The sequence below is a fragment of the Pseudomonas sp. W4I3 genome, assembly GCF_030816195.1.
Taxonomy (GTDB): Bacteria; Pseudomonadota; Gammaproteobacteria; order Pseudomonadales; family Pseudomonadaceae; genus Aquipseudomonas.
The window spans coordinates 5,853,964-5,878,097 of the sequence record NZ_JAUSXS010000001.1; the positions used below are offsets into that span (position 1 = coordinate 5,853,964).

The 24,134-nt window shown below is 61.9% G+C and carries 24 protein-coding genes; 10 read left to right on the top strand and 14 right to left on the bottom strand.

Annotation, left to right across the window (positions count from 1 at the left end):
- Positions 1-18 precede the first annotated feature (18 nt).
- The 4 genes from QF045_RS26655 to QF045_RS26670 form a co-directional block, all read right to left on the bottom strand.
- A complete protein-coding gene (locus QF045_RS26655) occupies positions 19-2,202 on the bottom strand; it encodes a xanthine dehydrogenase family protein molybdopterin-binding subunit (RefSeq protein ID WP_306494709.1) in 2,184 nt (727 codons plus the stop codon).
- Positions 2,199-3,188, bottom strand: a complete 990-nt coding sequence (locus QF045_RS26660) for a xanthine dehydrogenase family protein subunit M (protein WP_306494710.1) — start codon at positions 3,186-3,188, stop codon at positions 2,199-2,201. The genes QF045_RS26655 and QF045_RS26660 overlap by 4 nt, the downstream gene beginning before the upstream one ends.
- The gene (locus QF045_RS26665) at positions 3,185-3,709 is read right to left on the bottom strand and encodes a (2Fe-2S)-binding protein (RefSeq protein ID WP_306494711.1); all 525 of its coding nucleotides are present in this window, start codon (positions 3,707-3,709) and stop codon (positions 3,185-3,187) included. The genes QF045_RS26660 and QF045_RS26665 overlap by 4 nt, the downstream gene beginning before the upstream one ends.
- 96 nt (positions 3,710-3,805) lie before the next feature.
- Positions 3,806-4,264 (bottom strand): DUF4879 domain-containing protein, encoded by a 459-nt coding sequence (locus QF045_RS26670; protein ID WP_306494712.1) that lies wholly within the window; start codon positions 4,262-4,264, stop codon positions 3,806-3,808.
- 188 nt (positions 4,265-4,452) lie between these two features.
- On the opposite strand from QF045_RS26670, the gene QF045_RS26675 reads away from it, so the two are divergent.
- Positions 4,453-5,748, top strand: coding sequence for an NCS2 family permease (locus QF045_RS26675; protein ID WP_034100857.1), 1,296 nt, complete (start codon positions 4,453-4,455; stop codon positions 5,746-5,748).
- A complete protein-coding gene (gene trmA, locus QF045_RS26680) occupies positions 5,745-6,824 on the top strand; it encodes a tRNA (uridine(54)-C5)-methyltransferase TrmA (protein WP_306494713.1) in 1,080 nt (359 codons plus the stop codon). Before QF045_RS26675 ends, trmA begins: the two co-directional genes overlap by 4 nt.
- 34 nt (positions 6,825-6,858) lie before the next feature.
- Here the strand turns inward: trmA and QF045_RS26685 are convergent, their stop codons facing one another.
- Complete coding sequence (locus QF045_RS26685) at positions 6,859-7,326, bottom strand: DUF2442 domain-containing protein (protein ID WP_306494714.1); 468 nt, start codon at positions 7,324-7,326, stop codon at positions 6,859-6,861.
- Positions 7,323-7,751 carry a DUF4160 domain-containing protein gene (locus QF045_RS26690; RefSeq protein ID WP_306494715.1) on the bottom strand — a complete coding sequence of 143 codons (429 nt, stop codon included), beginning with the start codon at positions 7,749-7,751 and terminating at the stop codon, positions 7,323-7,325. Before QF045_RS26690 ends, QF045_RS26685 begins: the two co-directional genes overlap by 4 nt.
- Positions 7,752-8,083: 332 nt before the next feature.
- Here QF045_RS26690 and aroQ point away from each other — a divergent pair, with 332 nt between their 5' ends.
- Together aroQ and QF045_RS26700 are read left to right on the top strand one after the other, a co-directional pair.
- Positions 8,084-8,530: a type II 3-dehydroquinate dehydratase gene (gene aroQ / locus QF045_RS26695; protein ID WP_306494716.1), complete on the top strand. Its 447-nt coding sequence runs from the start codon at positions 8,084-8,086 to the stop codon at positions 8,528-8,530.
- Positions 8,527-9,378, top strand: a complete 852-nt coding sequence (locus QF045_RS26700; protein WP_306494962.1) for a shikimate dehydrogenase — start codon at positions 8,527-8,529, stop codon at positions 9,376-9,378. Before aroQ ends, QF045_RS26700 begins: the two co-directional genes overlap by 4 nt.
- 80 nt (positions 9,379-9,458) lie before the next feature.
- On the opposite strand, the gene QF045_RS26705 is transcribed toward QF045_RS26700, so the two are convergent.
- Together QF045_RS26705 and quiC are read right to left on the bottom strand one after the other, a co-directional pair.
- Entirely contained in the window at positions 9,459-10,124 is a 666-nt protein-coding gene (locus QF045_RS26705; RefSeq protein ID WP_306494717.1) for a TetR/AcrR family transcriptional regulator, read from the bottom strand.
- Positions 10,125-10,295: 171 nt separating this feature from the next.
- Positions 10,296-12,197, bottom strand: a complete 1,902-nt coding sequence (gene quiC, locus QF045_RS26710; protein ID WP_306494718.1) for a 3-dehydroshikimate dehydratase QuiC — start codon at positions 12,195-12,197, stop codon at positions 10,296-10,298.
- Between the two features lie 210 nt (positions 12,198-12,407).
- Between quiC and QF045_RS26715 the strand changes: the two genes are divergently transcribed.
- Positions 12,408-13,742, top strand: coding sequence for an MFS transporter (locus tag QF045_RS26715; protein ID WP_306494719.1), 1,335 nt, complete (start codon positions 12,408-12,410; stop codon positions 13,740-13,742).
- On the opposite strand, the gene QF045_RS26720 is transcribed toward QF045_RS26715, so the two are convergent.
- Positions 13,743-14,621 (bottom strand): DMT family transporter, encoded by an 879-nt coding sequence (locus tag QF045_RS26720; RefSeq protein ID WP_065935812.1) that lies wholly within the window; start codon positions 14,619-14,621, stop codon positions 13,743-13,745. It lies immediately after the preceding gene.
- 185 nt (positions 14,622-14,806) lie between these two features.
- Here QF045_RS26720 and QF045_RS26725 point away from each other — a divergent pair, with 185 nt between their 5' ends.
- The 3 genes from QF045_RS26725 to QF045_RS26735 are packed head-to-tail and all read left to right on the top strand — an operon-like array spanning position 14,807 to position 17,136.
- Complete coding sequence (locus tag QF045_RS26725; RefSeq protein ID WP_306494720.1) at positions 14,807-15,220, top strand: lipoprotein; 414 nt, start codon at positions 14,807-14,809, stop codon at positions 15,218-15,220.
- Positions 15,221-15,276: 56 nt separating this feature from the next.
- On the top strand, positions 15,277-16,161 hold the full coding sequence (locus QF045_RS26730; protein WP_306494721.1) for a neutral zinc metallopeptidase: 885 nt from the start codon (positions 15,277-15,279) through the stop codon (positions 16,159-16,161).
- Positions 16,162-17,136 carry an alpha/beta hydrolase gene (locus QF045_RS26735; protein WP_306494722.1) on the top strand — a complete coding sequence of 325 codons (975 nt, stop codon included), beginning with the start codon at positions 16,162-16,164 and terminating at the stop codon, positions 17,134-17,136. It abuts the gene before it with no gap.
- A gap of 54 nt (positions 17,137-17,190) precedes the next feature.
- Here the strand turns inward: QF045_RS26735 and QF045_RS26740 are convergent, their stop codons facing one another.
- The 3 genes from QF045_RS26740 to QF045_RS26750 are packed head-to-tail and all read right to left on the bottom strand — an operon-like array spanning position 17,191 to position 19,264.
- Positions 17,191-17,790 (bottom strand): HAD family hydrolase, encoded by a 600-nt coding sequence (locus tag QF045_RS26740; RefSeq protein ID WP_306494723.1) that lies wholly within the window; start codon positions 17,788-17,790, stop codon positions 17,191-17,193.
- Entirely contained in the window at positions 17,787-18,656 is an 870-nt protein-coding gene (tesB, locus tag QF045_RS26745; RefSeq protein WP_032884635.1) for an acyl-CoA thioesterase II, read from the bottom strand. Before tesB ends, QF045_RS26740 begins: the two co-directional genes overlap by 4 nt.
- Positions 18,657-18,694: 38 nt before the next feature.
- On the bottom strand, positions 18,695-19,264 hold the full coding sequence (locus QF045_RS26750) for a GNAT family N-acetyltransferase (protein WP_306494724.1): 570 nt from the start codon (positions 19,262-19,264) through the stop codon (positions 18,695-18,697).
- Between the two features lie 76 nt (positions 19,265-19,340).
- Between QF045_RS26750 and QF045_RS26755 the strand changes: the two genes are divergently transcribed.
- Positions 19,341-20,261, top strand: a complete 921-nt coding sequence (locus tag QF045_RS26755; protein WP_306494725.1) for a histone deacetylase — start codon at positions 19,341-19,343, stop codon at positions 20,259-20,261.
- 172 nt (positions 20,262-20,433) lie between these two features.
- A complete protein-coding gene (locus tag QF045_RS26760; protein WP_306494726.1) occupies positions 20,434-21,678 on the top strand; it encodes a TIGR03862 family flavoprotein in 1,245 nt (414 codons plus the stop codon).
- A 62-nt stretch (positions 21,679-21,740) separates the two neighbouring features.
- Here QF045_RS26760 and QF045_RS26765 read toward each other — a convergent pair whose 3' ends face one another.
- The gene (locus QF045_RS26765) at positions 21,741-23,075 is read right to left on the bottom strand and encodes a DEAD/DEAH box helicase (RefSeq protein WP_306494727.1); all 1,335 of its coding nucleotides are present in this window, start codon (positions 23,073-23,075) and stop codon (positions 21,741-21,743) included.
- Positions 23,076-23,124: 49 nt separating this feature from the next.
- Positions 23,125-24,021 carry a drug/metabolite exporter YedA gene (yedA, locus tag QF045_RS26770; protein ID WP_306494728.1) on the bottom strand — a complete coding sequence of 299 codons (897 nt, stop codon included), beginning with the start codon at positions 24,019-24,021 and terminating at the stop codon, positions 23,125-23,127.
- Between the last annotated feature and the right edge of the window lie 113 nt (positions 24,022-24,134).

Consider the following 24,134-nt stretch of genomic DNA (forward strand, 5'->3'; position numbering starts at 1 on the left):
AGGTTACGCGCTGTTTTTTTAGAGCACCTTGTCCAGGGTGATCGGAAATTCCCTTACCCGCTTGCCGGTGGCGTGATAAATCGCGTTCGCCACCGCCGCCGCAACCCCGACAATGCCGATCTCGCCGACGCCCTTGGACCCCAGCGCATTGACCACTTCGTCGTGCTCTTCGACAAACACCACGTCAATCTCGCCAATATCGGCGTTCACCGGGACGTGGTACTCGGCCAGGCTGTGGTTCATATAGCGCCCCAGCTGATGGTCAATCTGGGTCTCTTCGTGCAGCGCCATGCCAATGCCCCACACCACCCCGCCGAGGATCTGGCTGCGCGCCATTTTCGGGTTGACCACGCGCCCGGCCGCAATCGCACTGACCACGCGGCTGACCTTGATGGTGCCGAGGTCCTCATCCACCCGTACTTCGACGAATACCGCCGAGTGAGTGGCGGTGGCATAGCCTTCACGCTTCTTGTCGGGCTCGCTGTCGACCTGCACCTCCAGCGCGTCTTCACCGCTGTCCTTGACCAACTGGGCCAACGAGACACTCACGTCGCCGGTACGCAACTGGCCGTCTTCGAACCGAACGGTTTGAGCATCCTTGAACACCGGATACACCTGCCGAGCGGTCGCCAGCAGCTTGGCATTGAGTGCCTCACAGGCCTGTTGCACGGCGGTGCCGACGGACGACACGGTAAATGAGCCGCCCTGCAGCGGCGCCGTGGGCAAAGACGAATCGCCCAGCAGAAAGCTGACGTCGGCCATCGCCACGCCACTGGCCTGAGCGGCGATCTGGGTCATCACGGTGTAAGTGCCCGTGCCGATATCAGTGGTGGCGCTGCTGACGGTGAGTTTGCCCTGTGCATCGATGCGCGCCTTGGCGCTGGCTTTCATCTGCATGGCTTCCCACACGCCACCGGCCATGCCCCAGCCGATCAACTGGCGGCCGTCGCGCATGCTGCGCGGCTCGGGGTTGCGCTGGCTCCAGCCAAAACGCTCGGCGCCTTCGCTGTAGCACTCGCGCAGGGCTTTGCTTGACCAGGGTTTGTCTTCGTTCTGGTTACGCTCGGCATAGTTGATCAGGCGCAGTTGCACCGGGTCGATGGCCAGCGCGCAGGCCAGTTCGTCCATCGCGCATTCCAGGCCGAGCACGCCCAAGGCGGCGCCGGGGGCGCGCATATCCAGCGGGGTGTAGACGTCCAGCGGCACCAGCTTGTAGGTCAACTGCACGTTATCGCAGTGGTAGAGCATGCCGCTCCATTCCACCACGTGTTCGCTGAAATCCTCGAAGCGTGAAGTCTGGCCAATCGCGGTATGCCCCAGGGCCAGCAAGCGCCCATTGGCGGCGGCGCCCATTTGCAAGCGCTGCAAGGTGCGCGGGCGATAACCGAAGGTGAACATCTGTTGGCGGGTCAAGGTCACGCGCACCGAGCGCTTAAGCGCCAGCGAGGCCATCACCGCCAGCGGCAGTTGGTACTGCGGGCGCAGGCCCGAACCAAAGGCGCCACCGACGAACGCGGCGAAGACGCGTACCTGGCTTTTATCCAGGCCGAACACTTTTTGCACATAGGACTGACAGTTCTGCGGGCCCTGGGTCTTATCGTGGATATGCAGGGTGCCGTCGGGCTGGTACAGCACGGTACTGGCGTGAGGCTCCATCGGGTTGTGGTGTTCGATGGGCGTGCTGTAGTGCAAGTCGAGGCTGATGGCGGCACCGGCCCACTCGGCCTGGAAATTGCCACGCGGTCCGGGCGGTGTCTGGGGCGAAGGGTGGGCCAGTTCCTGCCGGGTGATCAGGTCCGTTTCGAAGGCTTCGGCCGCGTATTCGATGTCGACCAGCGAGCCCGCATGCCGCGCCAATTCCAGGTTATCGGCGAGCACCAGGGCCAGGGGCTGGCCGCTGTAGAGCACGCGGTCGTTGTACAGCGGACGAAACGGCGAGCCGTCGGCGGCGTCCGCATCGGCGAAGGCATCGTCGTAGCTGGCGATTTTCGGGCGGTTGAGGTGATCAATCACCGCCACCACGCCCGGCAGGGCCAAGGCCCGGGAGGTATCAATGCGAATGACCCGGCCTTTGGCGATCGTGCTCGACACGACGCTGCCATGCAGCAGGCCGTCCTCGGGAAATTCACCGGCATAGCGCGCTTTGCCGGTGACCTTGAGCAGACCGTCGACACGGTCCAGGGGTTTGCCGATGGCGCTCATGGCTGTTCTCCCGCGACCGCAGCGTCGCTCAGTGCACGAATGATTGCGCGGCGCGCCAGCTTGATCTTGAAGCCGTTGTGTTGCAGCGGCTCGGCATCTTGCAGCAGGGCTTCGGCGGCGTCACTGAAGGTTTCGCGGCTGACCGTGCGGCCTATCAGCGAAGCTTCCACCGCGCGGTCGCGCCAGGGTTTGTGGGCCACACCGCCGAGGGCCAGGCGGGCGTCGATGATCTCGTCGCCGTCCAATTCGAGGGCAGCGGCAACCGACACCAGCGCGAAGGCATAGGAAGCACGGTCGCGGATTTTCAGGTAGTGACTGTGGCGGGCCAGGTTGTCGGCTGGCAATTCAATGGCGGTGATCAGCTCGTCGTCGGCCAACTGATTGTCGCGTTGCGGCGCATCCCCGGGCAGGCGGTGGAAGTCGGCAAACTCGATCACCCGCGCCCCGCCGCGCCCCTCGACATGCACCCGCGCCTCCAGCGCCGCCAGGGCTACGCACATGTCCGAGGGGTGGGTAGCGACGCACTGCTCGCTGGCGCCGAGGATCGCATGAATTCGGTTCAAGCCGCTGCGCGCCGGGCAGCCGCTGCCGGGTTCGCGCTTGTTGCATGGCACCGTGGCGTCATAAAAGTAGTAGCAACGGGTGCGTTGCAGCAGGTTGCCACCGGTACTGGCCATGTTGCGCAGTTGCGGCGAGGCGCCGGCAAGAATGGCCTGGGACAGCAACGGGTAGCGCTGCTCGATCAGCGGGTGCCACGCCAGGTCGGCATTGCTCACCAGCGCGCCGATGCGCAGGCCGCCCCCGGCGGTTTCTTCGATGGCATTGAGCGGCAATCCGGTGATATCGATCAGGTGTTCGGGGCGGCTGATGTTCTCTTTCATCAGGTCCAACAGGTTGGTGCCCCCGGCAATGAAACGCGATGCCGCGCTGCTCAAATGCACGGCTTCGTGCACATCGGCCGGTTTGCTGTAATGGAAGGGGTTCATGGCTTGCCTCCCACATTGCTGCAGGCCGGAAGTGCTTCTTCGACGGCTGCGCGGATATTGCTGTAAGCGCCACAGCGGCACAGGTTGCCGCTCATCAATTCCTGGATGTGTGCGCTGTCGTGGGCGCGGCCTTCGTTGGCCAGGCCGACAGCCGAACAGATCTGGCCGGGGGTGCAGTAGCCGCACTGGAAGGCGTCATGCTTGATAAAGGCTTGCTGCATGGGGTGCAGTTGGTCGCCGTCGGCCAGGCCTTCAATGGTGGTCAACTCGGCGCCGTCGCACATCACGGCCAGGGTCAGGCAGGCGTTTATGCGCTTGCCGTCCCGCAACACGGTGCAAGCGCCGCATTGGCCGTGGTCGCAGCCTTTTTTGCTGCCGACCAGATCCAGCTGTTCACGCAGCAAGTCGAGCAAGGTGGTCCAGGGCAACACACTCAATTGGCGATCCTGGCCATTCAAGGTCAAGCGTATCGGGTGGGCAACGAACGGCTGGGCCGCTGCGCCATTGGGGGTCGCGCTCATAAACACCTCACGGGTTGGTGTACATCCGCGGCGTTCAGGAAAATCGCCGTCTCAGGGGTACGACTTCCCGGGGTTTTGAGCGTTCAAGCCAATTGATCAGCGGATATTGAGCTGGGCTTTCAAGGTGTTCTGCGGGGGGTTGATCGAGGTATTGGTGAATTCGAACCAGCCCTGGGCTTGCACGTTCAGGTCAAACACATAGATGTAGCCGATCAGCTTGCCCACACGGTTGCAGGCCTCACTGATGTTTCCCACCTGGCACACCGCCGTGCGTTGCCCGTTCAACTCGGCGCCATTGAAGCGGCCCATCGGGCTATTGCCCAGGCCGACCTCCATCACCGAGACCTTGGTGGGCCCACGGTGCTCGCACATCTGGGTGGTTTGCACCCGTTCCGGGATGGCCTCGCTGCACTTGGCCGATTCGACCTTGAACACCCGCACCTCGCTCAAGGCCGGTGCAGCCGCGCCCCATGCCGGTGCCGCGCCGAGCCACAGGCTCAGGCTCAGGCTCAGGCAAGGGATCAGAGCTAGACTCCACGCATTGGCTTTTTTCATGCTGTCGATGACCTGCTGTTAAACGTCGGCGCAGTATGCCTCAAGGCCATGCGCCACACAGCCTCGGCTGCTGGTATGATGCGCCGCTTTTTCCGATCCTCTCTGAAACCACAAGCGCTTGGCGCAGTTTGTGCTTTGACTTAGAGGTCAACAAATCACGACGCAAGATAGCGTCACAGGGAGCCGGCATGCTGGAAAAGCTGTTTCAACTCAAAGCCCACAACACCAACGTGCGCACCGAGATTCTCGCGGGTATCACGACGTTCCTGGCCATGGCCTACATCCTGTTCGTGAACCCGAGCATCCTCGGCGAAACCGGCATGGACAAAGGCGCGGTATTTGTCGCGACCTGCCTGGCGGCGGCCATCGGTTCGACCGTGATGGGCCTGATCGCCAACTACCCGATCGCCCTGGCGCCGGGCATGGGCCTCAATGCCTTCTTCACTTACACCGTGGTCCTGCACATGGGCCACACCTGGCAGGTTGCCTTGGGCGCGGTGTTCATTTCGGCAGTGCTGTTCTTCCTGCTGTCGATCTTTCGTATCCGTGAGTGGATCATCAACAGCATTCCCCTGCCCCTGCGTTCGGCGATTGCCGCCGGTATCGGCCTGTTCCTGGCACTGATCGCCCTGCACAACGCCGGTATCGTGGTGAGCAACCCGGCCACCATGGTCGGCCTGGGTGACCTGAAGCAACCCGCGCCGATCCTCGCCACCCTCGGTTTCGCGCTGATCGTGGCGCTGGAAGCCCTGGCCGTGCGTGGCGCCGTGCTGATCGGCATCCTGGCGGTCACCATTGTGTCCATCGTCATGGGCTTCACCCCGTTCGGCGGCGTGACCTCGATGCCACCGTCCCTGGCCCCAACCTTCCTGCAACTGGACATCAAGGGCGCGCTGGACATCGGCCTGGTCAGCGTGATCTTCGCGTTCCTGTTCGTCGACCTGTTCGACAACTCCGGCACCCTCATCGGCGTGGCCAAGCGCGCTGGGCTGATGGGCAAGGACGGCCACATGCCGAAAATGGGCCGTGCGCTGATCGCCGACAGTACCGCGGCCATGGCCGGTTCCCTGCTGGGCACCTCGACCACCACCAGCTACATCGAATCTGCAGCCGGCGTGAGCGCCGGCGGCCGTACCGGCTTGACCGCCATCGTGGTCGCGATCCTGTTTCTGCTGGCGCTGTTCTTCTCGCCACTGGCGGCCAGCGTACCGGCCTTCGCCACCGCGCCGGCATTGTTGTTCGTGGCCGTGCTGATGACGTCGGGCCTGGCTGAAATCGACTGGGACGACATTACTGTGGCAGCGCCGGTGGTGATCACCGCCCTGGCGATGCCCTTCACTTACTCCATCGCCAACGGCATCGCCTTCGGTTTCATCGCCTGGACCGCCATCAAGCTGCTTTCGGGCCGCTACCGTGAGCTGAACCCGGCACTGGTGATTCTGTCGATTCTGTTCGTGATCAAGCTGGGCTGGTTCAACGCATGACTTTCGACGCCGCACGCTACACCGCTCAACTGCAAGACAAGGTCACGCGCCTGCGTGACCTGCTGGCACCCTTCGATGCGCCCGAGCCGCAGGTCTTTGACTCGCCGCTGCAGCACTTCCGCCTGCGCGCCGAGTTCCGCCTGTGGCGCGAAGGCGGGGATCGCCACTACGCGATGTTCGCCCAGGACGACAAGCGCACGCCGATCCTGATCGAAGAGTTCCCCATCGCCAGCCAGCGCATCAACCAGTTGATGCCCCAGCTCAAGGCCGCCTGGCAAGCCAGCGCCGCCCTGAGCCACAAACTGTTCCAGGTGGAGTTCCTTACCACGCTGGCCGGCGATGCGATGATCACCCTGTGCTATCACCGCCCGCTGGATGAGTGCTGGCACACCGCCGCCAACCAGCTGGCGGCCGATCTGAACGTGAGCATCATTGGCCGCTCCAAGGGCAAGCGCGATGTGATCGGCCACGACTACGTGGTGGAAAAACTCGACGTGGGTGGCCGCACCTTCAGCTACCGCCAACCCGAAGGCGCCTTCACCCAGCCCAACGGCACGGTGAATCAGAAGATGCTCAACTGGGCGTACGACGCCCTGGGTGATCGCCCGGATGACCTGCTGGAGCTGTACTGCGGCAACGGCAACTTCACCCTGCCGCTGGCGACCCGCGTACGTAACGTGCTGGCCACTGAAATCAGCAAGACGTCGGTGAATGCCGCCTTGAGCAACCTCGATGAAAATGCCGTGGATAACGTCACCCTGGTGCGCCTGTCCGCCGAAGAACTCACCGAGGCGCTCAATGAAGTGCGCCCATTCCGCCGCCTGCAGGGCATCGACCTGAAAAGCTACGAATTCGGCAGCGTATTCGTCGACCCGCCCCGCGCCGGCATGGACCCGGACACCTGCGAACTCACCCGGCGTTTCGATAACATCCTGTACATCTCCTGCAACCCGGAAACACTGGCCGCCAACATTGCGCAGTTGCACGACACGCACCGCATTACCCAGTGCGCAATGTTTGACCAGTTCCCGTGGACGCACCATATGGAATCGGGTGTGTTGCTGACCCGCCGATAAATCTGCCAGGCATCATCAGCTCCCACACTGAAATTCATGTGTCCGTCGAGTCGCCGGGTTCCAAAACATCCTTGCGCGGCCGACCGCCCTTCTTGCCATTGGCTCGGGCGGCTGCGGATTTGGCGGCGCTGCGTTTGCGACCGTTTCGGGAGGCTACCAGGCTTGTAGCGAGGTCCATCAGAGGCTGGCTTGTGGCGATCAGGCCAGTGATTGAAACGTCCAGGTCCTGGGCCTCATAGCAAAGGGCCTTGCCGCCGAAACCGACCTCCAATTGCTGGAAGTCCTGCTGGGAAAACGTCTTGAACTCCGGCAAACCGGCCACCGGCAACATGACACGGCTGCCATCGCTGAAGCCAATGGAGATGCAGTCGTCTTGATAGCGCACGTTGCTGGCGTTGGCATACAGACGCTTGAGCTTGCGCCCACGAGCGATTGCCTTGTCGACGTCGGCATCGCTGAGAGGCACGTAGGGTTTGACGTTGGCTTTTACGATTTTCTTCATAATTCAATCTCCACAGACCCCGGTGCCCTGACCAGGCTCAACATTGTTTTTTGCCCCACGACGTCGTGCCGCGCTCGCGCGATCACATAAACACCCCGCCGAATGATCAACCCCGGCAACAATTCACTGGTTTCCCAATCCCAGGAATGGTTCTCCAGGCAAACCGTTTGCAGATTTTCCCACCAGATCCTGCGTGCCCGCGCCAGGTAGTGCCGCTGCATTATTGCCTTGCGTAATTCCTCCAAGACCGCTTTGGGTGGCTGGCGGCGTTCAGGGTTTACATCCCACAGTTCCACGTCCCCATCCAGAAAACTGAAACGAAAACGCGCATCCCATGCCCTTCCTCTGACATGCACATGAGGCGGGCAATGCTCATCCCTGAGAAATACCGAAATCACATATCCCTTGTAAGCACCTACTCTCATCGTAACCCATCCGTTAGGTTATTTTCCGCCAGGTAACAATTTCCCCGTGCCACCCGACAACCGGCTTCATGCTCACGAAGCTGCTTCAAAGATTAGTAACGACGAACAACCCGGCGAACGCCGGGTTGTAACCACTCGTGCCAACGGCTAGGTAAACTCAGGCCGCGCCCGAAAATCGTGTTCACACTGCAATCCGACGCAACAGTTCATCAGAAGCAGCCCTGCTGATTAACGGTTCGATAATCGAACAGGTTCAGCGACTTCATTTGACCAAACTAACCATTCAGTACATTTTATCTCCACAACCTATAAGAACTGTGGAGATACACCTGATGCCACCCATCGTGCTGGTGCTCAACGGCCCTAATCTCAACCTGCTCGGTACCCGCGAGCCCGCCACTTATGGCCATGAAACCCTGGCCGACATCGCGGCCCTGTGTGGTCGCAGCGCGGAAACATTCGGGCTGACCATCGAATTTCGCCAAACCAACCATGAAGGCGAACTGCTCGACTGGATCCACGCCGCCCGTGGTCGTTGCGCCGGGATCGTGATCAACCCGGCGGCCTGGACCCACACATCGGTGGCGATTCGCGATGCGCTGGTCGCAAGCGAAGTGCCGGTGATCGAGGTGCATTTATCCAACGTGCATGCCCGTGAGGCGTTTCGTCATCACTCGTTTGTCTCGCCCATCGCCAAGGCGGTGCTGGCCGGGTTTGGCAGCCATGGCTATCACTTGGCCCTGGAACACTTCAGCCACTCGTTGAAAGGGTGCGCCTGATGAAACCCCGCGTTCTCGCCGGCCTCATCGGCGCCGGCATCCAGGCCTCCCGCACGCCCGCGCTGCATGAGCAGGAAGGCGACGCCCAAGGCCTGCGTTATCTGTATCGCCTGATCGACCTGGAAGCGCTACGCCTGGACAGCCACGCCCTGCCCGATCTGCTGCGTGCCGCCGAACAGATGCATTTCACAGGCTTGAACATCACTTACCCGTGTAAACAGGCGATTCTGCCGTTGCTGGATGAGTTGTCCGACGAGGCGAAGGGCATTGGCGCGGTCAACACCGTGGTGTTCAAGGACGGCAAGCGCATCGGCCATAACACCGACTGCCTGGGGTTTGCCGAAGGATTCCGGCGCAACTTGAATGATGTGCCGCGCCAGCGTGTGGTGCAGATGGGGGCCGGCGGTGCGGGCGCGGCGGTGGCGCATGCGCTGCTGGCCGAAGGTGTGGAGCACTTGAGTATTTTCGATGTGGACACCCACCGTGCCCGCGAGCTTGTGGATAACCTCGCCCAGCGTTTTGGTGCCGGTCGTGCCCAGGTCGGCAGCGACTTGGCCAACGCCATGGCCGAGACCGATGGCCTGGTCAATACCACCCCGATGGGCATGGCCAAGCTACCCGGCACACCGGTGCCCGCCGCGCTATTACATGCAGGGCTGTGGGTGGCGGAAATCGTGTACTTCCCGCTGGAAACCGAACTGCTGCGCGACGCCCGCGCCCTGGGTTGCCGTACCTTGGATGGCGGCAATATGGCGGTGTTTCAGGCGGTGAAGGCGTTTGAGTTGTTCAGTGGGGAAGCGGCAGACGCCGGCAGGATGTTGGCGCACTTCAAGAGCATGGAGACCTGACTGGAAACACAGTTCCAATGTGGGAGGGGGCAAGCCCCCTCCCACAGGGATTGCATTTCCAGCCTGGAGGTTTTGGGTTCTCAGGCTTGCAGGTAACGCAGCACCGACTCGCAAATCATCTCGCGGTGCCGCTGCTTGATCGCCTCATCCGACAATTCGATCTGAAAAATCTCGCTGAAGGTATGCCGGTTGGATACACGGTAAAAACTGAACGAATTGATCAACAGGTGCACATCCAGTGGCTCCAACCCTTCGCGAAACAGCCCCATTTCGGCACCGCGACGCAAGGTCTCACCGAGCCCCTCGAGAATTTTGCTGTTCATGTCCTTGATCGTGCTGGTGCGTTTGACGTACTCGGCATTGTGGATATTTTCGATGCTGACAATGCGCACGAAATCCACATTCTGGTCATGATGATCGAAGGTGAACTCCACCAGCCGGCGGATCGCTTCGCGCGGTTCCAGGGCCGTGAGGTTCATGCGGGTTTCGGTGTTGCGAATGTCGCCGTAGAGCTTCTCCAGCACCTCGACGTAGAGCTGCTCTTTGCTGCCGAAGTAGTAATAGATCATGCGCTTGGAGGTGTGGATGCGCTCGGCGATGGCGTCCACGCGGGCCCCGGACAGGCCTTGCTGAACAAACTCGACAATGGCTTCCTGGAGGATATTCTCGCGGGTCTTTTCCGGATTGTTCTTGCGACTCTTGCGCGGTGCGTCTGACACGGCAGAGAGATCGGGGGTCGGGGTCATGGTGCGCTCACGGCGTTTTTATGCAGGCCCGATTATGGGCCGAGGCGCTTCCCGAAGGAAGCACCTGGCCGCCGTTTTACCCGCTCCTCGATGGTGATTTGGAGACGGCTATCGGGAGCAAGCCCCCTCCCACACTTTTGACGGTGTTCGCCGCTCAAATGTGGGAAGGATTCATAGACGTGCCTGACGCACTGCGCCGCTGCGCGACTTGGCCATCGCCGCCAAACGCACTGCCACGTTGGCCGCGCCATAACCGGCATAGCCGTTCTTGCGCTGGATGATCTCGAAGAAAAACCTTCCCTCGAAGGCTTCGGTGTAGACATGAAACAGCTCACCGCCCTGGGCATCACGGTCGTACAGCACGTTGTAGTACGCCAGTTCGCTGAGGAATTCGTCGTCGAAATCAAAACGCGCGGCCAGGTCGTCGTAGTAATTGAGCGGGATGTCCAACAGCGGCACCCCGGCGTCCTTGGCGCGGCGCACCTCGGCGAAAATATCCGCGCAGTCGAAGGCAATGTGGTGCACGCCCGAGCCGCGATAGCTTGAAAGCGCGTGGGAAATCGCCGTGTTGCGGTTCTCGGAAATATTCAGCGGCAGACGGATCGAGCTACAGCGGCTGCGCAGTGCGCGGCTTTTTACCAAACCGTAAGGGTCGGGCAGCACCACTTCGTCATCGGCTTCGAAATCCAGGATGCTTTTGTAGAACAGCACCCAGCTGTCGAGGCTGTCGGCCGGCAGGGCCATGGCCATGTGGTCAATGCGCAACAAACCGCCGCTGGCGGCGGTCGCGGGTTGCAGGTTGAAATCGGTGTCGTAGAGCCCGCCTTCGCTGGGGTCCACCAGGTAAATCAGGCTGCCATCAGGTGCACGCACTGCAGCCAACTCCAGCTCGTTGGGCCCGACCAGGCCACGATAGGGCTGGCCCTTGTAGGCCACCGCCCGTTCCAGCGCCTTGGTGCTGTCCTTGACCCGCATCGCCATGGCGCACAACGACGGCCCATGGGCCTCGAAAAAGTTGTGTGCGAAGGAATAGGGTTCGCAATTGAGGATCAGGTTGATATCGCCCTGGCGCAACAGGCTCACATTCTTGGAACGATGCTGGCCGGCCTTGGCAAAACCCAGGCGCTCCAGCCAATGGGTCAGCTTGGCGCCGAGGCTTTCATCCACCGCGAATTCGAGGAATTCAATGCCGTCGTATTCGCTGGCCGCCGGGGTCTCGAACAGGATCTCCACGGGCGCGGCAGGTTGTTGCGCGGCCAGGCGCTGGCGGGTTTTCTCTTCCAGGTACAGCAGCGAGCGCAAACCATCGGCCGCATTGGCCCGCGTCGGCGCGGCGCGAAAGCCGTCGTTGAAAATTTCCAGGGACAGGGGCCCGGTGTAGCCACTCTTGATGATCGGCGCGAGAAACCCGGCCAGGTCGAACTCACCTTGGCCTGGGAAGCAGCGGAAATGCCGGCTCCACTCCAGCACGTCCATGGCCAGGATCGGCGCGTCGGCCATTTGCACAAAGAAGATCTTGTCGCCGGGGATCTGGGCAATGCCGCTCGGGTCGCCCTTGAGCGACAACGTGTGGAAACTGTCGAGCAGCACCCCAAGGTTTGGATGATCCACCTGACGCACCAGGCTCCACACCTGCTGCCAGGTGTTCACATGCTTGCCCCAGGCCAGCGCTTCATAGCCAATTCTCAAGCCACGACGGCCCGCGTGTTCGGCCAGCAGGCTGAGGTCGTCCAGCAGGATGCGCTCATCACCCACGCAATCAGCCGAGGCATTGCTGCACACCAGCACCAGGTCGGTGCCCAGCTCCTGCATCAGGTCGAACTTGCGCTCGGCGCGCTCGAGGTTGCGCGCCAGCCGGTCACGGCGGCAGCCTTCAAAGTCTCGAAACGGCTGGAACAGGGTGATGGCGATGCCCAGGTCAGCGCACATCTGCCGGACTTCACGCGGGCTGCCGTCGTAATACAACAGGTCGTTTTCAAAGATCTCAACCCCATCAAACCCGGCGGCGGCAATGGCTTCGAGCTTTTCCGGCAGGGTGCCGCTCAACGACACGGTAGCGATGGAACGTTGCATGGGTCACTCCCGGCAATTGTTGTTTATGGCAAATTATTCGCCCCCAGCCTACACGCGGCAATTAAAATGTACGAACCAGTTAGTTTTTGGTGCGATTATCGAACACTATGCCCCTTTGGCGAATTGACGACTTTTTAACCACTGCGCACCATCGACCTTGCACCAAGACCCAGAACACACCATAAAAATTTCAAAAACGGGTACGACCTCATGCCTTCGCAAAATTCCGTCCTGGCCGCGCGCCCGGGCACACCGCACGCCGGCATCGGCGACAAGATCCGCGGCGCCCTGGCCGTGGGTAAAACCCGCTGGGGCATGCTGGCCCTGGTGTTCTTCGCCACCACCCTCAACTACATCGACCGCGCCGCCCTGGGCGTGATGCAACCGATTCTGGCCAAGGAAATGAGCTGGACGGCGATGGACTACGCCAACATCAACTTCTGGTTCCAGGTCGGCTACGCCATCGGCTTCGTGCTGCAGGGCCGCCTGATCGACCGAGTAGGCGTCAAGCGCGTGTTTTTCTGCGCAGTGCTGCTGTGGAGCCTGGCCACCGGCGCCCACGGCCTGGCCACCTCGGCGGTCGGTTTCATGGTTTGCCGGTTTATCCTCGGGCTGACCGAAGCCGCCAACTACCCGGCGTGCGTGAAGACCACGCGCCTGTGGTTCCCGGCCGGCGAGCGCGCCGTGGCGACGGGCATCTTCAACGCCGGCACCAACGTCGGCGCGATGATGACGCCCATGCTGCTGCCGTTGATCCTGCACGTGTGGGGCTGGCAGGCAGCGTTCCTGTGCATGTCGGCGCTCGGCGCTATCTGGCTGGTGTTCTGGGGTTTGAAGTACTACAACCCGGAAGATCACCCCACCGTTAAACAATCCGAATTGGACTACGTGCAGCGGGAAGTCGAGCCGGAACAGCCCCGCGTGCCGTTCAGCCGCATCCTGCGCATGCGCGGCACCTGGGCCTTTGCGCTGGCCTACTCGCTGACCGCTCCGGTGTTCTGGTTCTACCTGTACTGGCTGCCGCCGTTCCTGAACCAGCAATACAACCTGGGCATCAACGTGACGCAGATGGGCATTCCGCTGATCATCATCTACCTCACCGCCGACTTCGGCAGTGTGGGCGGCGGCATTCTGTCTTCATTCCTGATTGGACGCGGGATGAACTCGATCAAGGCGCGGCTGCTGTCGATGCTGTTGTTTGCCTGCTGCATCGTCGGCGTGATCATGGCGGCCGGTTCCAGCCAGTTGTGGGTCGCGGTGTTTGCCATCTCCCTGGCCATCGGCGCGCACCAGGCCTGGACCGCCAACATCTGGAGCCTGGTCATGGACTACACGCCCAAGCACATGATGAGCACGGTGTTCGGTTTCGGCGGCATGTGCGCGGCCATCGGCGGCATGTTCATGACCCAGATCGTCGGCCACATCCTGACGGTGACCAACAACAACTACACGCTGTTGTTCACCCTGATTCCGGCGATGTATTTCATCGCGCTGGTGTGGATGTACTTCATGGCGCCACGCAAGATTCCTACGGTAGACGCGTAATCAACGCCGCCGCTGCTGCCAGGCAGCGGCCAACCCGCTCATGCAGATCACCCCGATGCCGACCACCGTGGTCATATCGGGGGTATGGCTGAACACCAGCCAACCCAACAAGCCCGCAAACACGATCTGGCAATAGCCAAACGGCGCCAACAAGGCCGGCGCCGCAAAGCGGAACGCCTGGGTGAGCATCAAGTGCGCGGTCATTCCGCAGGTGCCCAGCGCCAGCATCATCACGCCATGCCACAAGGTCGGCACCTGCCAGAAGAACGGCACCATCGCACTCATCACCAGGGTGTTGCACAGACCGGCAAAGAAGTTGCTGGTGGTGGGGCTGTCGTATTGGCTGAGGATGCGCGTGAGCAGTTGGTAGAAGCAGAAGAACAGCGCCGAACACAGCGGCAGCAGCACCGCCGGCGTGAACAGCTCACCGCCCGGATGGATGATGATCACCACGCCGACAAACCCGCAGATCACCGCCAGCCATTGGCCTCGTGTGACGTGTTCGCCGAGCAAGGGCACCGACAGTGCCGTCACCAGGATCGGCGCCAGGAAGTTCACCGCCGTGGCTTCCGCCAGCGGGATGTAGTGCAGCGCCGTGGTGAAGAACAGGCTGGTGCCCAGCAAGCACAACGCCCGCACCACCTGCATCCCCGGCCGCTTGCTGCGCAGCACGCGCAGCCCCGATTGCGGCAGGAAGATCCCGGCCATCAGCAAGGTGTGCACCATGTACCGCGCCCACACCACCATCACGATCGGGTAGAACCCGGCCAGGTATTTGGACAACGCGTCGTGACTGGAGAACAGGAACGTCGCCAGCACAATCAGCAGGATGCCTTTGAATGGATGGTTGACGCCGGAAAGCGGGGTACTGACAGTCATTGAATTCTCTTGTGTGGCGAGCTGAACGCGGTGCGCTTAACCGAAGTAATCTAGCAGCCGGGCAGGCGTCTGCCCCAAGAGCATAAACAAACACCGGGCGAACAGCGCACTAAATCAGCGGATTCGAGTCCAACGCTGCACGCGCGCCCCGGCGTTGCACATTTTTTAATCAAGGCCCTGCCGCTATGAAAAAAATCCTGTTTGCCCTGTCTGCCCTTGCCCTGCTCGCGGCCTGCGATAAAACCCCAAAAGAAACGCCCAAGCCGGCCCCCGCGTCCGTGCAGGCGACCCTGGTACCGCAAACCCCGCCGACCGATAACTGGGTAGGCAAGTGGATTGGCGTCGAAGGCCTGAACATGAGCATCGCCAAGGACGACAGCGTCGGCCGCGGCCACTACCTGCTTACCATGCAGTACGGCCTTGATGCCGACGCTTCGGGCACGTTCAAGGGCCAGGCCACCGATGACGGCATCGCCTTCACCCGCCCGGACGGCCCGCAGGTGCTGCGCGCCGGGGATGGCGCAGCCACTGGTTTGAAATGGCTGGCAGATAAAAAAGACTGCCTGATTGTTGCCGCCGGCGAAGGCTATTGCCGCTAATTGCGACCATACTTCACCCCTATTCTTGCCGGACCGTTTATCAAGAGGAATGCCCCATGCTATGGAAAAAAGGCCGACGCAGCGACAACGTGGTGGATGCCCGCGATGACAGCGGCGGCGGTGGCGGCATGCGCTTCGGCGGTGGCAAGGGCTTGAGCCTGACCGCCATTGTGCTGATCGTCGGCATCGGCTGGCTCACCGGCCAGGACCCGATGCAGATCCTCGGCCAATTGACCGGCCAGATGGAGCAGGCGCCTTCCGTCAGCACGCAATCGCGTCAGGCGCCTCCCGCCAACGATCAGCAGGCCGACTTCGTGCGCGCGGTGCTGGGCGATACCGAAGACACCTGGGGCCAGGTGTTCCAGGAGAACGGCCTGGCCTACAAGAACCCGAAACTGATCCTGTTCCGTGGCCGGGTGAACTCCGCCTGCGGTGGCGCCACCTCGGCCAGCGGCCCGTTCTATTGCCCGGCTGACCAGCAGGTGTACCTGGACCTGGATTTCTTCCGGGAAATGTCACAACGCTTCCAGGCCGCCGGCGACTTCGCCCAGGCATATGTGATCGCTCACGAAGTCGGGCACCACGTACAAACCCTGCTCGGCATCTCGTCCAAGATCCAGAACGCCCGCCAGCAGGGTCGCCAGATGCAAGGCGACGGTGGCCTATTGGTACGCCAGGAACTGCAAGCCGACTGCTTTGCCGGTGTCTGGGCCAATCGCGCGCAGAAACGCCTGAACTGGCTGGAGCCCGGCGATATCGAAGAAGCATTGAACGCCGCCAACGCCATTGGCGATGACCGCCTGCAGCAACAGGGTCAAGGGCGCGTCGTGCCGGACTCGTTTACCCACGGTACCTCGGCCCAGCGCGTGCGCTGGTTCAAGACCGGCTTCGCCCAGGGCCAGATCTCCCAATGCGATACCTTTGCAGCCAAGAGCCTCTAAATGAATAAACGAATGGGGTGGCTGCTGGCCTTGTTGGTGTCCTGCTCGACATTGGCGGCCGAACACGGTGTCAAAGTGGTCAGCCCTGATCGCTTGCACTTGGACGCAGGTGACCTCAGCGTGGGCTTGAGCCAGGATTGGCGCCAACCGCTGCCACAGGTCACTCGTGCGCTGATTATCGTGCATGGCCGCCTGCGCAACGCGCAGACTTACCTGCAAAGCGGTATCGACGCCGCCGCCCGTGCCGGGGTTGGCGCTGATGTGCTCGTAATTGCACCGCAGTTTCTCAACCAGTCGGATGTGAAGCGTAACCACCTGGATAACCAGGTGCTGCGCTGGAAAGGCAACGACTGGATGGCCGGCGAGCCGTCAACCGGTCCCGGCGAGGTCAGCTCTTTTGGCGCCCTGGACCAGATCATCAAGCACCTGGGTAACCGCACCCTGTTCCCGGCGCTCAAAGAAATCGTAGTCGCCGGGCATTCCGGTGGCGGCCAGGTGGTGCAACGCTTCGCGGTCACCGGCCACGCTCACCCGATGCTACAGACCGAGGGCATCCGCCTGCGCTATGTGGTGGCCAACCCATCGTCCTACGCCTACTTCAGCCCACAACGCCCGGTAAAGTTCGAAACGGCCGGTTGCCCGGGTTTCAACGAGTGGAAATACGGCATGCAAGGCCTGCCGGAGTACGCCAAGGGCCAGGGCGCCGAGCAGTTGGAGCAGGCCTATGTGTCACGCGATATCACTTACCTGCTGGGCCAGCAAGACACCGACCCCAACCATCCGGCGTTGGATAAAAGCTGCGAAGCCGAAACCCAGGGCGCCTACCGGCTGATCCGCGGGCACAACTATTTCAACTACCTCAAGCAGCGGCACCCGCAGCTGAGCCACAGGCTGGTGGAAGTGCCGGGGGTGGGCCATGACGGCGACAAAATGTTCACCTCGCCTGAAGGCCAGAAAGTCCTGTTCGCGCAATAACTGACGAAACCGGGACAAATGTGGGAGGGGCAAGCCCCCTCCCACATTTGATCTCTATTGGCTGGACTGGATCATCTGGCGCAGTACCGTGCAATCCTCGGCATGCCAATCCGCCAATTCCGGCCACGGGTTCTCCGGAAGGTTAACCAACACCGTCCGCGCACCGGCTGCCCGGCCGCAGTCCAGGTCGAAGCGATAGTCACCGACCATCACCATCTCCCTCGGATCCACTTCCCAGGCCGCCGCCAGTTTCAACAGGCCACCCGGATCCGGCTTGGGCGGCGCGTCCTCACGCCCCAGCACATCCTCCAGCGCAAAACAGTCCGCCAAGCCAATCGCCTGCAGCGTGACATGCGCCAGCTCCTGCGCATTGCGCGTCAGAATCCCCAGGCGGTAACCGCGCCCGGCCAGCTCACGCACCAGCTCCACCGCGCCCTCGGCGGCGACCGAACCCAGTGCCAATTCGCGCTCGTGCTCCAGCAGCCAGGCATGCTTGGCCGCCGCGATGTCCGCCGGCAACCCGGCAAGGTGAGTGAGAATGTCGTCCTCCGGCGCGATCTCCAACGCCACGCGGATGGCCGCGAAATCATGCACCGCCACCGTGAGGGTGCCGTCCATGTCGAACACCCAATGCCTGACGTCGGCCAGGCTCATGCCCAGTCCTTGCGATGGCGAATCAAGCCTTCCTGAGTCACCGACGCCACCAGTTGCCCGGCGCGGTTGTACACACTGCCTCGGGAGAAACCTCGGGAATTGCCGGCCCATGGGCTGTCCATGGCGTAGAGCAACCAGTCGTCGGCGCGTAGGTCGGCGTGGAACCACAGCGCGTGGTCGAGGCTGGCGACCTGCATGTCTTTTTGCCACACGGTCTTGCCATGGGGCAGCAGCGAAGTGGTCAACAGGCCGAAGTCCGAGGCGTAGGCCAGCAGGTATTTATGCAACGCCGGCGTATCGGCCAGGGCACCGTCGGCACGAAACCACACGTACTTGACCGGGTCGGACGGCTGCGGGTTGAACGGGTCCTTTTCGGTCACGGGCCGTACTTCGATAGGCTTGGGGCACAGCAGCTTGTCGCGCATGTGCTCGGGGATCAGGTGCGCGCGCTGCTGAGTCAGCTCCAGTTCCGACGGCAAGTTTTCCGGGCCGACCACCACAGGCATGGTGGTCTGGTGCTCGAAGCCTTCTTCGTCGTACTGGAACGAGGTGGTGCAGGTGAAAATCGGGTGGCCCTTCTGAATCGCCGTGACGCGGCGCGTGCTGAAACTGCCGCCGTCGCGTACGCGGTCCACCGAATACACCACCGGCAATGCCGCGTCGCCCGGGCGCAGGAAATAACCGTGCAGGGAATGTACGTGGCGCGCTTCTTCGACGGTCTGGCTGGCCGCCGACAGCGACTGGCCCAGCACCTGACCACCGAACAGTTGGCGAAAACCCAGGTCCTGGCTGCGGCCGCGAAAGAGGTTTTCCTCGATCGGCTCCAAGGTCAGCAAGTCCACCAGATCTTCCAATACTTGGCTCATAGAGCAACTCCTAAAATCGATAGGGCATTCCGGGCTGCTTATCCATGCAGCGTGTCCAACCATTGGGCGCGGGTGATGCGGTACAAAACATGCTGGCGCAGCGGGTCATCGGCTGCGACTTTGGGGTGTTCAAAATCTGCCTGCGGATCGTAATGCATACCGATGGCCTGCATGACTTTTTGTGAAGGCAGATTGGCTTCGGTGGTGAAGGCGACGATTTCATCCAGGCTCAGGCGGTCGAAACCACAGCGCAATGCGGTCCACGCCGCCTCGCTGGCATAACCCAGGCCCCAATGTTCACGGGCCAGGCGCCAGCCAATTTCCACCGCCGGGGTGAAGCTCGCTTCGAAACTGACGTTGAGCAGCCCGGTGAGGCCGATGAATTCGCCGGTGTCCTTGCGCTGCAAAGCCCAGAGGCCAAAACCATACTCGGCGAAATGACCGCGAATCCGGCCAATCAATGCGGCGCTTTCCAGGTGGCTCAACTTGGCCGGGAAATAGCGCATCACCTGCGGGTCGGCGCACATCTGCGCAAATGCCTGCAGGTCGCTGTCACGCCATTGGCGCATGATCAACCGTGCACTTTCCAGTTCCAGTATCGGCTCCATGGGTCCCCCTCCCTTGCGATGTGCGTGAGTGTACAGCGCTGGTAAGATCCGACGCAGATTCCTGTCAGAAAATCCCATGCCCTTGCCATTGATCTACCACGATGACTACAGCCCCGAGTTCCCGGCGGACCACCGATTCCCCATGGACAAGTTTCGCCTGTTGCGCGACCACCTGGTGGACAGTGGACTGACAGAGGACCGCCACTTGCTGCGCCCGCAGCTGTGCCCGGCAGAGATTCTGGGCCTGGCCCACGAACCTGGGTATATCGAACGCTACATGAGCGGCGAGTTGTCTCGCGAAGACCAACGGCGCCTCGGCCTGCCGTGGAGCGAAGCCCTGGCGCGACGCACCGTGCGCGCGGTGGGCGGCTCGATCCTGGCGGCGGAGCAGGCGCTGGAGCATGGCCTGGCCTGCCACCTCGCCGGTGGCACCCACCACGCCCACTACGATTACCCGGCGGGCTTTTGCATCTTCAATGACTTGGCGGTGATCAGCCATTACCTGCTGGCCAGCGGCCGGGTCAACCGTGTGCTGATCTTCGACTGCGACGTACACCAGGGCGACGGCACCGCGCGCATCCTGCAGGACACGCCGGATGCCATCACCGTCTCGCTGCACTGCGAAAAAAACTTCCCGGCGCGCAAAGCCCAGAGCGACTGGGACATTGGGTTGCCGATGGGCATGGGCGATGCCGATTACCTCAAGGTGGTCGACGACGCGCTCAACTACCTGCTGCCGCTGTACCAGCCGGACCTGGTGCTGTACGACGCGGGTGTGGATGTACACAAGGACGACGCACTCGGCTACCTCAAGCTCACCGATGCCGGCGTCGCCGCCCGCGATGAAAGCGTGATGCGTCACTGTCTGGGCCGCAATATTCCGGTGATGGGCGTGATCGGCGGCGGCTACAGCAAGGACCGCCCTGCCCTGGCTCGCCGCCACGGCATCCTGCACCACAGCGCTCAGCGTGTGTGGACGTCATCAGGCTGTCATTGAAGTGTGAGCGTTACCCACAATGCCTGTGGAACCACCTGTGGATAACTTGAGCGTAACAGTCTGAAAGCAGTTAGCCGTATGGCTTGCAGGAAACTGTACATTTATTGATCAGGCAGCGCCGCCATCGTCGGGTAGAATACTCGCCCCTATTCATAGCGCCGCAGCCCTGCCCATGCCTCAGACTTCTCCTCATTGTGTCGCCATCATTGGCGGCGGCCCTGCCGGACTGATGGCCGCTGAAATATTGAGCCAGGCGGGCGTGCGGGTGGACCTGTACGACGGCATGCCCTCAGTGGGGCGCAAATTCCTGCTAGCCGGCGTGGGCGGCATGAACATCACCCACTCCGAAGCCTACCCGGCGTTCCTCTCGCGTTATGCCGAACGAGCACCGCACCTGGCACCGTTGCTGCGCAGCTTCGGTGCCGACGCGTTGCGCGAGTGGATTCATGGGCTGGGCATTCAAACCTTTGTCGGCACCTCCGGGCGCGTATTTCCTACGAACATGAAAGCCGCGCCGCTGCTGCGCGCCTGGCTCAAGCGCCTGCGTGAGCAAGGTGTGGTTATCCACACCCGGCATCGTTGGGTGGGGTGGAATGCCGAAGGCGATTTACTTATCCACAGCCCGGAGGGCGAACAAGCCGTGCACAGCGATGCGGTGCTGCTGGCCTTGGGCGGTGGCAGCTGGTCGCGCCTGGGCTCCGACGGTGCCTGGCTCAACCTGTTCGAAGGTCGCGGCCTGCCCTATGTGCGCCTGCAACCGAGCAACTGCGGTTTTGAGGTGTCGGCCTGGAGCGATTTGATGGTCAGCAAATTCGCCGGGGCGCCGTTGAAAAATGTCGCCATTGGGCTGGGGGACGATAAGCCGCGCCTGGGCGAATGCGTGGTGACGGCCACCGGTATCGAAGGCAGCCTGATCTATGCCCTGTCGGCGCCGATTCGCGAAACGATCAACCGTGACGGCGCCGCCACCGTGCATATCGATCTGCTGCCGAGCAAGCCGTTGGACAAGGTGCAGGCTGCCCTGGCCAAGCCACGTGGGTCGCGGTCGATGAGCAAGCATTTGCACAGTCAATTGGGCTTGGATGGGGTCAAGGCAGCGCTGTTGCGTGAGCTGGCCCCTGCTGAACATTTCAATGACCCGGCGCAGCTGGCGGTGGATATCAAGGCGTTGCCGCTGACATTGGTCAGGACTCGGCCATTGGATGAAGCCATCAGCACGGCAGGCGGTGTGCCGTTTGAAGCGCTGGATGAGCGGCTGATGCTCAAGCAACTGCCGGGCGTGTTTTGCGCTGGGGAGATGCTGGACTGGGAAGCGCCGACCGGCGGGTATTTACTGACGGGGTGTTTTGCCAGTGGCAGGGCGGCTGGGCTTGGGCTGCTGGAGTGGCTTAAAAGCAGTCGCAAGCTGCAAGCCTAGAGCTGCAAGCAATAGCTACGTCGTGCCTACTTGCAGCTTTTGACTTGCAGCTCGTAGCTGCTCTACTTCTTCTTACGCGGCCCAGTATTGAACACCGGCACCTTGCGCACTGGCTTGATCGACGGTTCCGTCGGCGCTGCATCGCCGCTGTCCACCCACTTGCCCAGGTTACGCTTGCCGCCACCGCCCGAAGTTTTGGGCTTCTTCGGCTTTTTCGGTTTCTTCACCACCTGCCCACTGGCATCGGTATCCGGCACGCGGTGTTCCGGCTCGAAGTCCGGTTCCATCTTGCGGGTCAGGGTCTGGCGGGTCAGCATTTCGATCGCCGAGAGCATGTTCACTTCATCGGCGCACACCAGCGAAATCGCCTCACCGGTGTTGCCCGCGCGACCGGTGCGGCCGATGCGGTGGATATAGTCTTCGGCGACGATTGGCAGGTCGAAGTTGACCACCAGCGGCAGGTCTTCGATGTCCAGGCCACGGGCCGCCACGTCGGTAGCCACCAGAATCTGCACGTCGCTGGCCTTGAAGCGATCCAGCGCACGCTGGCGTGTGGCCTGGGGCTTGTCGCCATGGATGCCGTCGGCGTTGATGCCCAGCCCCTGCAACTTATCCACCAGCGCATCCACGCCGTTACGGGTTTTGGCGAACACCAGCACCTGCTTCCAGCGACCCTTGCGCATCAGGTGCACGAACAACTCCGCCTTGCGCTTTTTATCCACCGGCACCACCCACTGCTTCACGGTGTTGGCGGCGACGTTGCGCGGGCTGACTTCGATGCTCAGCGGGTCATTGAGCATCTGCCCGGCCAGCGAGCGGATGTCGTCGGAGAACGTGGCGGAAAACAGCAGGGTCTGGCGCTTTTTCGGCAGCATGCGATAAATGTTGGCAAGCTCTTCGGAGAAGCCCAGGTCGAGCATGCGGTCGGCTTCGTCCAGTACCAGGGTTTGCAGCTGGTTGAGTTTCAGCGCGTTCTGGCGGAACAGGTCGATCAGGCGGCCGGGGGTGGCAACCAGGATGTCCACGCCCTTGCGCAGCTTCATCATTTGCGGGTTGATGCTTACGCCGCCGTACACCGCGTAAGTGGTCAGCGGCAGGTGCTGGGCGTATTCGGCGACGCTGGCGTGAACCTGCTCGGCCAGTTCACGGGTGGGGCACAGGATCAGCGCACGTGCCGAATTGGCGGCGACTTTCGGCCCTTCCATCGTCAGCAGCTGCAGCAGCGGCAAGGCAAAGCCTGCGGTCTTGCCGGTGCCGGTCTGGGCCGCGGCCATCAGGTCACGACCGGCCAGCACCGCCGGAATGGCTTGCGCCTGCACCGGCGTCGGGGTCTGGTAGCCAAGCGTCTCAAGGGCGCGCAGCAAGGGTTCGATCAGGCCAAGGGAGGCGAAAGTCATGTGTTTACCGTAGGAAAAATTCAGCGCAAGGTCGCAATTGCGCCGCAGTTTACCTTATTTCCGCCTTCGGCTTGCGCCACTGGGGCAGGCTGATCAGCAACACCGCGCTGATGATCACCAGCATCGCCAGGGCTTCCTCCAGGCCGATGGACTCGCCGACGAACACAATCCCCAGCAACACCGCCACCGCAGGGTTCACATAGGCATAGCTGGTGGCGGCCGCCGGGCGCACATGCTTGAGCAGGTACATGTAGGCGTTGAAGGCGATGATCGAGCCGAACACCGTCAAATAGGCCAGGGCCAGCCAGCCTTCCAATGGCGGCATCGCCTGCAAGTGCTCACCCGACAGGGTGCTGACGATCAACAACGCCACGCCCGCCACCAGCATTTCAGCGGCACTCGCCATCGCGCCCTGGGGCAGCGGCAAGTGTCGGCTCCACACCGAACCGAATGCCCAGGACGCCGCCGCCATCAACAGCAACACCGCGCCCAGCGGGCTCGATTGCAGGGTGCTGCCCATATTGAGCATTGCGATGCCGATAATGCCCAGAATCACCCCGGCCCATTCCAGCGGCGTATTACGCGCGCCCCAGAAAAAACCACACAGCAGGGTAAACAACGGCACCGTGGCCACCGCCAACGCGGCGACGCCGGACGACACGCCCATATGTTCCGCCACGCTGACGCCGCCATTGCCCACGGTGAGCAGCAAAATGCCGATCATCCCGGCGGCCTTCCACTGCGCCCACGTCGGCGCCGGCACACCACGCCACCTGAGGTAGCCGTACATCAACGCACCCGCCGTACAAAACCGAATCCCCGCCAGCAACAACGGCGGCCAGTACTCCACGCCGATGCGAATCACCAGGTAGGTGGAACCCCAGATGACATACAAGGCGAAGAAGGCGGCGATCAAGGGTAAGGGGAAACGACGTGGGCCAGGCATTGGGTGGCTCTATGGCAGGAGGGGGGAGGCTTATTCTAGAAACGAAGGTGCATAAACTTAAGTTACAAAACAGGTTTAAAAGGCCAATACACTTGGCTGCTGACCTGATCGTC